This window comes from Nocardioides sp. TF02-7, assembly GCF_022437945.1.
Taxonomy (GTDB): domain Bacteria; phylum Actinomycetota; class Actinomycetes; order Propionibacteriales; family Nocardioidaceae; genus Nocardioides.
In genome coordinates this window covers 2,662,933-2,675,119 of sequence record NZ_CP092535.1, presented here as the reverse complement: position 1 = coordinate 2,675,119, position 12,187 = coordinate 2,662,933, and the positions used below count along the sequence as shown (strand labels likewise).

Here is a 12,187-nt window from a genome sequence, read left to right as displayed (position 1 = left end):
CGTCAGCCCCGGTCAGGGCCGAGGTCCGTCGGCAGCGACTGGATCGCGCGCAGCATGGCGCTCCCGGCGTACACCGGCTGGTCGTCGAGCAGCCGCGCGTCCGGGAACCTGCGCAGCAGGGTGGAGAAGACGACGTCACCCTCGAGCCGGGCGAGAGCCGCGCCGAGGCAGTAGTGCGCGCCGAACGCGAAGGACAGGTGCTCCTTGCGGTTCGGGCGGGTGACGTCGAGCCGGTCCGGGTCGGGGAACACCGACTCGTCCCGGTTGGCGGCGCCCATCACCACGATCACGGTCTGGCCCTTGCGGACCGGCACCCCGTTGATCTCGAAGTCGCCGTCGGCCACCCGGGGCAGGTAGTGGTGCGGGGAGTCGTACCGGATCAGCTCGTCGATCGCACCCGGCACCAGGTCCGGGTGCTCGCGCAGCAGGTCCCACTGGTCGCGGTGCCGCTGCAGCGCGAGGAAGCCGTTGCCGAGGAGGTTCGTGGTGGTCTCGCTGCCGCCGAAGAGGATGAGCAGGTACATCGCGACGAGCTCGTCCTCGGTCAGGGCCTCGTTGTCGCGCTGCTCGAGCATCGCCTTGGCGAGGTCGGGGGCCTCGCCGGTCTCCCGGAACCGGTGCACGGTGCGGCCGACGTACTCGCGGAACGCGTCGATGGCCTCGTCGGCCTCCCGCAGCGACCGCTCGTCGAGCGAGAACAGGCGCCCGACCGCCTCCGACCACTCCCAGATCAGGTCGCGGTCCGACTGGGGCACGCCGAGCATGTCGACGATCACCCGCACCGGCAGCTTGTTGGCCAGGTCGCGCTTGATGTCCGGGGTGGGCTGGCGGAGCATGTCGGCGACCAGGGCGTCGACGTGCCGCTCGACCGACTCCCGCAGCTGCGTGATCCGGCGTGCGGTGAAGGCGCGTGCGGCGATCCGGCGCAGCCGGGCGTGGTCCTCCCCCCTCCTTCCGGCTCATGAACAGGCTCTCGAAGTCGAGGACCTTGAAGAAGGTGTCGTGCTGCGCGAGGGGCAGCCGGGAGATCGTGCCCTCAGCGAGCTCGCCGAAGCGGTAGGCGTTCTGGAGGATCGGGTAGCGGCCGCTCATGACGTCCTTGACGTCGGCGTAGCGGGTGACCACCGTCGCCGGCCCGCCTTCCCACCGCACGACGCCGGCGCCCTGGCGCCACCGCTCGTACATCGGGTACGGCCAGGCGATCGTGGCGGGGTCCGCCGCGAAGAAGTCGCCGATCTCCTGGTCGTCGGTCCTGGACAGCGTGGAGCTGGTCATGGTCACCCCCGCCTCGATCGCGCTTCGGTGCATATCTTGATCATGGTTATCCGCAATCTAGGGGGGCGGCACATGGGTGTCAACGGTCACAGCGGAGCCGTCGGTGGTCACGAGCCGGGTGCGGCCGGGTCGGTCGGCCGGCAGCACCACCAGGCACACCACCGCGGCCAGCAGCGCTCCCCCCGCTGCGAACGCTGCCGCCGCGACGAAACCCGCGTCCTGCGCGTCGAGGGCCCCCGGCGGGGTGTGCGCGGCCAGGATCGACGCCACGACGGCGCCGCCCGCGCTGCCGCCGGCCAGCCGCACCACCTGGTTCACTCCCCATCGCGCTCCCCGTCCGGGCAAGGGGGGTGTGCGCGACGACGACGGCCGGCATCACCGAGTAGGAGAGGCCGATGCCGGCACCCATCACCACCATCGACACCAGGATCTCGGCGGCGCTCCCGTGCCGGAGGGCGAAGTGGCCGAAGGCGGTCGCGACGAGGAGGAGCCCGCCGGCGAGGACGTAGCGGTGACCGGTCCGGCGGGCCAGCCACAGCCCGGCCGCAGGGGTGACCAGGCTGGTCAGCGCCATCGGCAGCATCAGCAGCCCAGCGACGAAGACCGAGTACCCGAGCCCGTCCGGCGGCGGGGTCTGCGCCTGGAGCATGACGGTGCTGGCGCCGGCGAACATCCCGATCCCGCTCAGCGCCGCCGCCGCGTTGACGCCGAGCAGGCTGCGGCTCGTCAACAGCCGCAGGTCGACCAGCGGCGACGCCGTGCGCAGCTCCAGCACCACCCAGCCGACGAGCAGCCCGATGCCGGCCACCACCAGCACCGCGACCCGCGAGGTCGTCCAGCCCCAGAGCTCCCCGCGCGCCACCACCAGCAGCAAGGCGGACAGCCCGGCGGCGAGCACCAGCGCGCCGGGGACGTCGAGCACGACCCGGTGGCCGCAGTCCGGCGTCGGCGGGACCCGCCGCGCCACCCACCAGGCGGCCGACGCGCCCACCAGCGTCACCAGCAGGAACGGCAGCCGGTAGCCGCCCACGTCGACCAGCAGGCCGATTGCCGGGTTTCCCAACCCGGCGCCGAGGGAGACGCTGACCGACAGCACCGCCATGGTGCGCGCCAGGGTCGCCCCCTTCAGGTGCGTCCGGGCAAGGGCGACCGTGAGCGGGACCAGGGAGTAGCCGAAGCCCTGGACGGCGCGCGCCGCGATCAGCGCGGGCAGCGACGGCACCAGCGCGACAGCGCCGCCGACGGCGATCAGCAGCAGGGTCCCCACGAGCACCGCCCGGGCAGCGCGGCCGTCGGCGAGACGGGAGACCACCGGCGTGCCGACCGCACCGACCAGCAGGGGGCGCGATGATGACCCACTGGGCGTCGACGACCGGCACCTGCCGGGCGACCGACACCTCGTGGATCAACGGGTTGCCGAGCCCCGCGACGACCCCGCCGGTGGCGGCCGCGTAGGCGAGGCAGACGACGAGACCGGCGGCACCCGTCGGCGTACGCCTCGGGCTCCGGCCTGTCGTCACACCAGCTCGAAGAGGGTGGCGTTGGCCATGCCTCCGCCTTCGCACATCGTCTGCAGCCCGTAGCGCTGCTGCTCCCGGCGCATCCGGTGCAGCAGCGTCGTGGCGAGCCGGGCACCGGTCCCCCCGAGCGGGTGACCGAGGGCGATCGCGCCGCCCTGCGGGTTGGTGCGGGCCGGGTCGGCGCCGGTCTCGGCCAGCCACGCCATCGGGACGCTCGCGAACGCCTCGTTGACCTCGAACGAGCCGATCTCGTCGAGCGCGACGCCCGAGCGCTCGACCAGCCGCTCGGTCGCAGGGATCGGCCCGGTCAGCATGAGCACCGGGTCGGACCCGCTGACGACCATGGTGTGCACCCGGGCCAGCGGCGTCAGCCCGTGCCGCTCGACGGCCGCGCCCGAGGCCACCAGCAGCGCCGCCGCACCGTCGGAGACCTGGCTGGCGAGCGCCGGGGTCAGCCGGCCGCCCTCACGCAGCGCCGACAGTCCGGCGAGCTTCTCCGCGGTGGTGTCCGCGCGCGGTCCCTCGTCCGTCGCCACCCCGGCGACGGCGACGATCTCGTCGTCGAAGTCACCCGCCGCCGCGGAGGCCAGCGCTCGGGCGTGGCTCTCCAGCGCGTAGCCCTCCATCGCCTCGCGGTCCAACCCCCACTTCTCGGCGATCAGCTCCGCGCCGCGGAACTGCGAGATCTCCTGGTCGCCGTACCGCTCGCGGAAGCCGTCGCCGGAGCGCGGGTGGGCCATGTCGTGCTGGAGCGCGATCGTCGTCGGCGACGCGATCGGCACCTGGCTCATCACCTCCACGCCGCCGGCCACGACCAGGTCCTGGGTGCCGGACATCACCGCCTGGGCGGCGAAGTGGAGCGCCTGTTGGGAGGACCCGCACTGCCGGTCGATCGTGGTGCCGGGCAGCGACTCGGGCAGCCCGGCCGAGAGCACCGTGGTGCGGCCGACGTTCGAGGCCTGCGGCCCGATCTGGCCGACGCACCCCCAGAGCACGTCGTCCAGCGCCTCGGGGTCGACACCGGTGCGGGCCACCAGCTCGCGGAGGACGGCGGCGCCGAGGTCTGCCGGGTGGACCGCCGACAGTCCGCCGCCTCGCTTACCGACGGCCGACCGGACGGCTCCGACGACGTATGCCTCCATCATCACTCTCCTGTGCTCGTGCCGCTCCGGTCCGGCCGCGGCGGGTGGTCGGTGGGAACCCACGGCGCCGGCCTGCGGTCGAGGAACGCGGCAGCGCCCTCGGCCAGGTCGGTGCCGTGGAAGAACGCGAGGTTGAGGAACTGCGCGGCGTCGAGCGCCTGCGGTGCCGGCAGATCGGCGAGCAGCCCGAACGCTCGACGACCGAGGCGGAGCGCCATCGGGCTGGTCTGCTCGAACATCGCCGCGTACTCGTCGGCGGTCGCCCACAGGGCGTCCCCGTCTGCGCAGAGCCGCGAGACGAGGCCGGCGCGCTCGGCCTCGGCGCCGTCGATCGCCCGGCCGGTGAGCATCAGGTCGAGCAGCAGCTTGCGCGGGAGCGCCCGCACCAGGTGGGCGACGATGATCATCGGGAACAGACCGAGCCGCACCTCGGGCATCGCGAAGCTCGCCCGCGGCCCGGCCAGCACGACGTCGCAAGCACCGGCCAGGCCCATGCCACCGGCGTACGCCGGCCCGTCGACGAGGGCGATCAACGGCTTGGGCGCCTCGAGCGCGAGGTGGTGCAGCTCGACGATCCCCGCCGGCCACGCCCACGCGTCCTCCGCCGGCATGGCCGCGAGCTCCTTCATCTGTCGGAGGTCGCCACCGGCGGAGAAGGCCGGGCCGTCAGCGGCGATCGCCACCGAGCGCACCGTGTCGTCGGCGAACGCCTCGCGCAGCGCTGCGAGCAGCGCGGAGGTCAGCTCGGCGTTGAGCGGGTTGCGGTCCGCGGCCCGGTTGAGGGTCAGCACCGCGAGCGTGCCACGCTGGGTGCGCAGGACCGCCGGCCCCATCACCGGTCCCCCGCTATCTCCATCCGGAGCAACCAGGCGTACATCACCTTGCCGAGGTGGTCGGAGCGAAGGGACAGGGTGCCGCCACCGTCGAGGGCGCCGGTGAGCACGAAGTTGAGCGCTCGGATCCCGGGCATCTCGTGACGGGTGACGCTGCCCTTCACCAGAGAGCCGAAGTGGGCGGCGACCCGCTCCTCGGTCAGCTCGCGGCAGAGGGTGCGGTAGCCCTCGTCGTCCCAGGCGACCAGCCCGACGTTGCAGGTGTCGCCCTTGTCGCCGGAGCGGCCGTGGGCGAGGTCGGCGACGCGCATCCTCAGACCTCCAGGATCTCGACGGACTGGACCACGTGCTCGCGCGGGATCAGCGCCGGCCAGATCGCGTACAGCTCTTTCAACGGCGGCCGGGTGCCGATCCCGGCGATCCCGGCGGGGCCGTTGTTGTAGAGCGGGACGCTCTCGGTGAACACCTTGCGGGCCTCGTCCGCGTCGGGGCACCGCGCGGCGTAGCGGACGACGACCTCGGGCAGGTCCGGGTCGTCCGGCTCGGCGACCCGGCCGCCCCACATCGAGGTGTGACCGAGGTACTCGACGAGCTCGTCGCTGCACCGGAAGTCTGCGGCGGCGAGCCGCTTGCGCAGGAACTCCAGGCCCCGCTGGGCCTTCTCGTAGGCCCGCGGCCAGGTGTAGGTGAACTGGGTCTCGCCCACGAAGCCGGCGCGGTAGCCCATGTTGACCTTCAACGTCGCCGGCGCCGGCCGCCCGGTGCCGCCGGTGATCCGGACCCGGTCGGGGCCGACCTCCTCCAGCCGCACCTGCGTGAAGTCGGCCGTCACGTCGGCGGTCAGGTAGTTGGCGGGGTCGAGGATCTCGTAGACGAGCTGCTCGCTGACGGTGCCGACGTCGACCCGTCCGCCGGTGCCCGGGGTCTTGGTGACCACGGCGGTGCCGTCCTCGGAGACCTCGGCGATCGGGTAGCCGAGCTCCTCCAAGCCCGGCACGTCGGCCCACCCGCCGTCGTAGAGGCCACCGGTGGCCTGACCGCCGCACTCGATCGCGTGGGCGACCACGGTGGCCATGCCGAGCCGCTCCCAGTCGTCGCGCGCCCACCCGAACTCGTGGACGAGGGGACCGAGGTAGAGGGCGATGTCGGTGACCCGGCCGCAGATCACGATCTGCGCGCCCTGGTCGAGGGCGGAGACGATGCCCTCGCAGCCGGTGTAGACGGCGGCGTGCGTCAGCCGGTCGCGGACCGTCGACAGCGGCTCGCCGGTGTCGAGGTTGTCGAACGTGACGCCGCGGTCCGTCAGGTCGTCGATGGCGGGCTCGATGTCGTCGCCGGTGACGACGGCCACCCGGACGCCGGAGAGACCGAGCTCCTTGACCAGGGCGACCACCGCCTCCGCCGCGGCGTGCGGGTTCGCGCCGCCGGCGTTGGTGACGACCCGGATGCCCTTCTCCACGATGGCGGGGAGGGCGCCGCGGAGCAGGTCCAGGATGTCGCGGGTGTAGCCGCGGTCAGGGTTGCGGGCGCGCTGCTTGGCGAGGATCGACATCGTCAGCTCGGCTAGGTGGTCGCAGCAGAGGTAGTCGATGTCCCCCCGCTCGACCATCTCGATCGCCGGCTGCACCCGGTCGCCCCAGAAGGCCATGCCGGCGCCGAGCCGGACCGTCCGGCTCACGAGATCCCCAGCACCCGCGCGATGTTGCCGCCCAGGATGCCGTCCTCCTCCTCGCGGGTGAGGCCGAGCGACCGGACAGCGGCGATCTCGGCAGCGGGGTCGGCCATCGGCCAGTCGGAGCCGTAGACGACGCGGTCGGCACCGTGGCGCCGGATCAGCGCGACGATCCGCTCCTTGTCGAGGTCGCCCACGGTGGGCGGCCACGAGGTCTCCAGCAGCACGCTCGAGCCGACCACGTGCTCCTCGGCCTCGTCGAGCTGGTGGTAGCCGCCGAAGTGGCAGGCGATCAGGGTCAGGTCGGGCAGCGCCTTCGCCAGCCGGGCGAGGTGGTGCGGGCCGCCTCGCTCGTTGGCCGCGGCGTCGCCGCCTGCGCCGACGTGGGTGATCACCGGGATGCCGGCTTCGGCCAGGGCGGCGAGGATCTCCTCCACACGCGGGTCGGCCAGCGAGAGCTCCTGGAACAGGGGGTGCAGCTTGACGCCGACGATCCCGTTGTCCTGGAGGTGGCGGAGGTTCTCCTCCACCGGGAGCTCGGGGTGCACCGTGCCGAACGGGACCAGCCGGTCACGCGGGACGGTGCCGATGAACTCGTTGGTGCGAGCCACGACCGACGGCTTGATGCCGACACCCAGCGCGAACCCCTTGTCGATGCCCGCCTGGTCCATGCTCTCGAGCAGGCCGGAGAGCTTTCCGTTGAAGCGCAGCGGCATGCCCGACGGCCGCTGCGCCTGCATCGCGTCGGCGATGTGGTCGGGCCACACGTGGAGGTGGCAGTCGACGATCACCGCGGCGCCTCCGCCCCGTGGTCCTTGACCAGCTTCTTGGCGAGCGAGTCGAGGATCACTTCGGTCGAGCCCTCGTAGATCCGCATCGGGCGCGCCTCGCGGTAGAACCGCTCGATGTTGCTGCCGCGCACCAGCCCGAACCGGCCCATCACCTGCACCGCCCGGTCGACCACGCGGCCGCAGGCCTCCGTGGCGCCGACCTTCGCGATGGAGGAGAGGTGCATCCCGGCCAGCGGGTCACGCGCAGCAGCGGCGGCGGCCCGGTAGGTCATCGCCCGCGCCATCTCGATCTCCATCCAGCAGGTGGCCAGCGACGCCGGCACCCCTCCCAGGCGAGCCAACGGCTTGCCGAAGAGCTCGCGCTCGGTGGCGTGGCCGAGCGCCTCGCGCAGGGCCGCCTCTGCGAGGCCGACCGACGCGCCGGCCACGCTCACCCGGAAGGTGGCGAGGGTCTGCAGCATGAGCGTGAACCCGGCGCCCGCCTCGCCGATCCGGTGGTCGAGCGGCACCCGGACGTTCTCCATCACCACGTCCCCCGAGCACGTGGGGGGCCACGATCTGGTGCGGCATCGTGACCGAGACGCCAGGGGCATCGGCCGGGACGAAGACCAACGAGTAGCCGTCGCCCTCCCGGCAGAGGATGCTGAAGAACGACGCGTCGGGGGCGTTGGTGATGAACGACTTGTGCCCGTTGACCACCAGCGCGTCGCCGTCCTGCACGACGGTCGTCGTGATCGCGCGGAGGTCGGAGCCGACGTCGGGCTCGGTGAGCCCGATCGCCGCGACCGCGTCGAGGGACGCCACCCGCGGCAGCCACTCCTTCCGGACCGCGTCGCTGCCGGCACGGGTCACGCAGAAGCTGCCGATGCCCTGCATGGCGAACATCGAGTCGAGGTGGGCGCTCACACCGGCCAGCGCCTCCCGGACCACGGTGACGGCCAGCGAGTCGACGTTCTTGAACCGACCGCCGTACTCCGCCGGCACGCCGACCCGGCACAGCCCGCTCTCGGTCAGCCGCTTCCGGACGTCGGGGTCGAACCGGTCCGCCTCGTCCGCGCGCGCTGCGACGTCGCGGCACGACTCGGCCAGCGCCCGCGCCTCGGCCTGGAGGTCGAGGTAGCGCTCGGGCAGCTCGAACAGAGGAGCCTCGGGCGAGTCGGTCACCGCTGGATCGCCTCCGGACGCTGGTTGAAGCTTCGGCCGAACATCTCCGACGCGATCCGCACCCGCTGGATCGCCGGCGTGCCGCCCGCGATCGCCCAGCCGTGGGAGTCGCGGTGCAACCGCTCCAGACCGTACTCCTCGGTGTAGCCGTTGCCGCCGTGCATCTGCATGCCGAGGTCGGACACCTGCTTGGCCATCTCGTTGGCGAAGCACTTGGCGATGGACGTCTCGTAGGAGTCGGGCAGGCCGTCGCCGGCGTTGACCGCGGCACGGTAGATGAGCAGACGCGACGCCTCGACCTGCATCGCCATCGTGGCGAGGGTCATCTGGACGCTCTGGAACTCGATCAGCGGACGGCCGAACTGCTGCCGCTCCGCGACGTAGGCCTTGGTGCGGTCGAGCGACGCCTGACCGATCGCGAGCGACATCGTGGCGTTGCCCAGCCGCTCGATGGAGAAGACGCCGAAGAGCTTGCGGAAGCCGCCTGCCTCGACCACCAGGTCGGAGATCGGGACCCGGACGTCGTCGAAGTAGATGTCGGCGCTCGGGATCCCCCGGAAGCCCATCAGCTTCTCGCTGGCGCCGAACGACACGCCCTCGGCGTCGGCCGACACGATGACCGCGCCGATGCCCTTCGCCCCCGGCGCGTCGGAGAGCCGGCAGTAGACCAGGTAGTGGCTGGACGCCCCTCCGTTGGAGATCCACCGCTTGCTGCCGTTGATGACGACCTCGTCGCCCTCGATCCGGGCCTTGGTCTTCATGTCGGTGGCCGCGGAGCCGGCGTCGGGCTCGGAGATGCCGATCGCCATCTCGATGTCACCGCTGGCAACCTGCGGGAGGTACCGCTGGCGCTGCTCCTCGGTGCCGAAGAACTCCAGCACCCGGCACGGGCCCACGTTCGACTCGAACACGTGGAAGGCGGCCTGGCGGTTCTCCTTGGCGATCTCCTCCTGGACGATCAGCGCGTCGAGCAGCGTGCCGCCGTGGCCGCCGTACTGCTCGGGGATCGTGATGCCGAGGAACCCGAGATCGGCGAGCCGCTTGAGCTCCTCGTGGGGGAGCGGCGTCCGGTTGAGGTCCCAGTCGGCGGCGCGCGGCGCGTAGACGTCGAGCGCGACGTCGCGCGCGAGGTCCCGCAGCTGCTGTTGCTCGGGGGAGAGTTCGAATCCCAACACGAGAGACTCCTGCCCTGGGCTCGGGGCGCCGTTGCTTGGCACCTGAATGGCTGATAACTATGATCACCATATAGATAGATTCTGGCCGCTGGCAAGAAGGAGACATCGATGAGCACGTCGTCGTCAACCCCCGACGGAGCCGACCAGGCGGGCGCGAGCCAGGCCCCCACAGGCGCGGGAGCACCGGCCTTCGACCTCGCGGGGAAGGTCGCCCTCGTCACTGGCGGCAGCCGCGGTCTCGGCCGCGCGATGGCGATGGGACTCGCGCGCGCCGGCGCCGACGTGATCGTCGCCAGCCGCAACGGCGAGGCGTGCGAGGAGTACGCCGCCGAGCTCCGGGCCGCCACCGGTCGCCGTGCGGTCGGCATCGGCGCCCACGTCGGCCGGTGGGACGCGCTCGACGAGCTCACCGACCAGGCGTACGACGCGTTCGGCCACGTCGACGTCCTCGTCAACAACGCCGGCATGTCCCCCCTCTACGACAGCGTGGTCGACGTCAGCGAGGAGCTCTTCGACAAGGTGATCGGGGTCAACCTCAAGGGCCCGTTCCGCCTCACCGCGTTGGTCGGTACGCGGATGGCCGAGGGCGACGGCGGCTCGATCATCAACATCACGAGCATGGGCGCCGTCCGGCCGCGACCGACGATCCTCCCCTACGCCGCGGCCAAGGCGGGCCTCAACGCGCTCACCGTCGGGTTCGCCCACACCTTCGGCCCCAGCGTCCGCGTCAACGCGATCATGGCCGGCACCTTCCTCACCGACGTGAGCAAGGCGTGGGACGCGGAGGCGTTCGCGCAGCGGGCCCAGGGCTTCGCCGCCAAGCGCGGCGGGGACCCCGAGGAGATCGTCGGCGCCGCCCTCTACCTCGCGAGCGACCTGTCGTCGTACACCACCGGAGCCGTCATCCCGGTGGACGGCGGGCAGCCCTGATGCCCCCCGCGTCCGCCGCCGAGGGACGCGCGGCCCCTCGCCCGGCACGCCCCCGAGGCGGTCGCCGCCCTCGCGGAGGTCGAGCGGGTCGCGGCGGCGACCGCCGACCCCGCGACGCGCGAGCTGGTGCAGCGCCGGGTCGCGGACCTGCTCGGTCTGGAGCCACCCGACCCGGCCGGCAGCGTGCTCCCCCGCCGACCAGCTCGCCGGACTCGCCGACTGGCACGCGTCGCCGGCGTTCGACGAGCCCACCCGGGCACTGCTGGGCTTCGTCGACCAGTTCGTCTTCTCGGTCGGGAGCATGGGCGACGAGGACGTCGCACCCCTGCTCGCCGACCGCACCCCGGTGGAGGTCCACGAGCTCAGCAACGTGGTGTGGTCGGTCGACCTGGCGGCCCGGGTCGACCACGTGGCGGCGCAGGTGCTGGCATGACCGGACCGCGGATCCCCCTCCCCACCGACCCGTCCGCGCCCAAGTACGGCACCCCGATCGACCACGCCGTCGCCGACTACGCTGCCGCCGCCGTGCGCGGCGACCGGCTGGACCCCGTGATCACCGAGCTGGTCCGGCTCCGGTGCGCGCGGGTGCACGACTGCCGGCTGTGCCGGTCGCTGCGCACCGCGCCCGACGACCTCGACGAGACGACCGCCGCGAAGATCGACCACTACGAGGACAGCGACCTCCCCGAGCGCGCGAAGGTCGCCCTCCGCCTCACCGACGCGGTGATCCTCGAGCCGGCCGGCGCCGGACCCGAGCTGCGCGCCGCCGCCCACGAGCACTTCTCCCCCGCCGAGATCGCCGAGCTGCTGCTCGACGTCGTCAAGTGGAGCCAGCAGAAGGCCTCGGTCGCCCTGCGCATCGAGCCGCCTCCGCGGGACGGGCTGAGCCGGCTGACGTTCGACGCCGACGGCCAGCCGCGGATCGGCGACGCGCTGCACTGAGAGCGCCGGAGCCGGCCCCGCCGACTACCGAGCGCCGACCCCGAGCCACGGCGATACTGACGCCATGGCACGCAGGCACAGCTCCGACGCGTTGTACGACGGCACGACCGAGCCGTACCCGGGTCCGCGGCGCGCGGACGGCGTCTCCAACCGCGAGCGGTTGCTCGACGCGGCGCGAGCGCTGTTCGCCGAGTCGGGGGCGCTGACGACGATGGAGGCGGTCGCCGAGAAGGCCGGGGTCGGCAAGGCCACGGCCTACCGCAGCTTCCCCAACCGCGACGCCCTCGTCGCCGCCGTCGCGGTGCGCCAGTACGCGGAGGTCCGCGCGCTGGTGCTGGAGGTGATCGAGCGCGAGGCAGAGCCTGGCCCGCGGTTCGCCGCGGTCGTGCGCGCGCTCTTCGACTACAACCGCCGCCACAGCCTGTACGTCGAGATCGACCGGCTCGACGACCCGCCGCCGATGGTCCGCGAGGCGCAGTCGGCGGTCCGCCGGCCCATCATCGACCTGGTGGACCAGTGCCGGGAGGCCGGGCTCGTGCGCGTCGACGTCACCAGCGACGACCTCTTCCACGCCACGATCGCCTACACCCTGGCGTTCGGCCGCCGCGCGGTCTCGGCACGGCAGTGGCGGCGCGCGGCGGAGCTCACCCTGGTGGCCCTGGGCTCGTCCGAGGCCGACCCGCAGGCCTGAGGCCCTTGCCCCCCGCGGTGGCCCCGGGCTACGTTGTGGGCGCTAACCGGAC

Annotated in this window: 14 protein-coding genes and 1 pseudogene; 5 read left to right on the top strand and 10 right to left on the bottom strand. The window is 72.8% G+C overall.

Features of this window, described 5'->3' with window-relative positions; translation table 11 throughout:
* Positions 1 to 2: 2 nt before the first annotated feature.
* Complete coding sequence (locus MF408_RS13760) at positions 3 to 836, bottom strand: cytochrome P450 (RefSeq protein ID WP_240248175.1); 834 nt, start codon at positions 834 to 836, stop codon at positions 3 to 5.
* 281 nt (positions 837 to 1,117) lie between these two features.
* On the opposite strand from MF408_RS13760, the gene MF408_RS13755 reads away from it, so the two are divergent.
* Positions 1,118 to 1,315 (top strand): hypothetical protein, encoded by a 198-nt coding sequence (locus MF408_RS13755; RefSeq protein ID WP_240248174.1) that lies wholly within the window; start codon positions 1,118 to 1,120, stop codon positions 1,313 to 1,315.
* Positions 1,316 to 1,354: 39 nt separating this feature from the next.
* Here MF408_RS13755 and MF408_RS13750 read toward each other — a convergent pair whose 3' ends face one another.
* The 9 genes and pseudogenes from MF408_RS13750 to MF408_RS13710 form a co-directional block, all read right to left on the bottom strand.
* Positions 1,355 to 2,611, bottom strand: coding sequence for an MFS transporter (locus MF408_RS13750; protein ID WP_275693476.1), 1,257 nt, complete (start codon positions 2,609 to 2,611; stop codon positions 1,355 to 1,357).
* A 180-nt stretch (positions 2,612 to 2,791) separates the two neighbouring features.
* Positions 2,792 to 3,940 carry an acetyl-CoA C-acyltransferase gene (locus tag MF408_RS13745; protein WP_240248172.1) on the bottom strand — a complete coding sequence of 383 codons (1,149 nt, stop codon included), beginning with the start codon at positions 3,938 to 3,940 and terminating at the stop codon, positions 2,792 to 2,794.
* Positions 3,940 to 4,770, bottom strand: coding sequence for an enoyl-CoA hydratase-related protein (locus tag MF408_RS13740; protein ID WP_240248171.1), 831 nt, complete (start codon positions 4,768 to 4,770; stop codon positions 3,940 to 3,942). Before MF408_RS13740 ends, MF408_RS13745 begins: the two co-directional genes overlap by 1 nt.
* Positions 4,770 to 5,081: a hypothetical protein gene (locus tag MF408_RS13735; RefSeq protein WP_240248170.1), complete on the bottom strand. Its 312-nt coding sequence runs from the start codon at positions 5,079 to 5,081 to the stop codon at positions 4,770 to 4,772. Before MF408_RS13735 ends, MF408_RS13740 begins: the two co-directional genes overlap by 1 nt.
* A gap of 2 nt (positions 5,082 to 5,083) precedes the next feature.
* Positions 5,084 to 6,448 carry an acyclic terpene utilization AtuA family protein gene (locus tag MF408_RS13730; RefSeq protein WP_240248169.1) on the bottom strand — a complete coding sequence of 455 codons (1,365 nt, stop codon included), beginning with the start codon at positions 6,446 to 6,448 and terminating at the stop codon, positions 5,084 to 5,086.
* A complete protein-coding gene (locus MF408_RS13725) occupies positions 6,445 to 7,233 on the bottom strand; it encodes an amidohydrolase family protein (protein WP_240248168.1) in 789 nt (262 codons plus the stop codon). Before MF408_RS13725 ends, MF408_RS13730 begins: the two co-directional genes overlap by 4 nt.
* On the bottom strand, positions 7,230 to 7,694 hold the full coding sequence (locus tag MF408_RS13720; protein WP_240248167.1) for an acyl-CoA dehydrogenase family protein: 465 nt from the start codon (positions 7,692 to 7,694) through the stop codon (positions 7,230 to 7,232). Before MF408_RS13720 ends, MF408_RS13725 begins: the two co-directional genes overlap by 4 nt.
* A gap of 115 nt (positions 7,695 to 7,809) precedes the next feature.
* Positions 7,810 to 8,397: pseudogene (locus MF408_RS13715) on the bottom strand (acyl-CoA dehydrogenase family protein); the annotation flags it as partial.
* Complete coding sequence (locus tag MF408_RS13710) at positions 8,394 to 9,572, bottom strand: acyl-CoA dehydrogenase family protein (protein ID WP_240248166.1); 1,179 nt, start codon at positions 9,570 to 9,572, stop codon at positions 8,394 to 8,396. The gene MF408_RS13710 and the pseudogene MF408_RS13715, both read right to left, overlap by 4 nt.
* A gap of 108 nt (positions 9,573 to 9,680) precedes the next feature.
* Between MF408_RS13710 and MF408_RS13705 the strand changes: the two genes are divergently transcribed.
* The 4 genes from MF408_RS13705 to MF408_RS13695 all read left to right on the top strand — a co-directional run bounded on the left by MF408_RS13705 (position 9,681) and on the right by MF408_RS13695 (position 12,135).
* Positions 9,681 to 10,502: an SDR family oxidoreductase gene (locus tag MF408_RS13705; protein ID WP_240248165.1), complete on the top strand. Its 822-nt coding sequence runs from the start codon at positions 9,681 to 9,683 to the stop codon at positions 10,500 to 10,502.
* Positions 10,503 to 10,803: 301 nt separating this feature from the next.
* Positions 10,804 to 10,935 carry a hypothetical protein gene (locus MF408_RS25500; RefSeq protein ID WP_275693168.1) on the top strand — a complete coding sequence of 44 codons (132 nt, stop codon included), beginning with the start codon at positions 10,804 to 10,806 and terminating at the stop codon, positions 10,933 to 10,935.
* The gene (locus MF408_RS13700) at positions 10,932 to 11,444 is read left to right on the top strand and encodes a hypothetical protein (RefSeq protein WP_240248164.1); all 513 of its coding nucleotides are present in this window, start codon (positions 10,932 to 10,934) and stop codon (positions 11,442 to 11,444) included. Before MF408_RS25500 ends, MF408_RS13700 begins: the two co-directional genes overlap by 4 nt.
* Before the next feature lie 64 nt (positions 11,445 to 11,508).
* Positions 11,509 to 12,135 (top strand): TetR/AcrR family transcriptional regulator, encoded by a 627-nt coding sequence (locus tag MF408_RS13695; RefSeq protein WP_240248163.1) that lies wholly within the window; start codon positions 11,509 to 11,511, stop codon positions 12,133 to 12,135.
* Positions 12,136 to 12,187 lie beyond the last annotated feature (52 nt).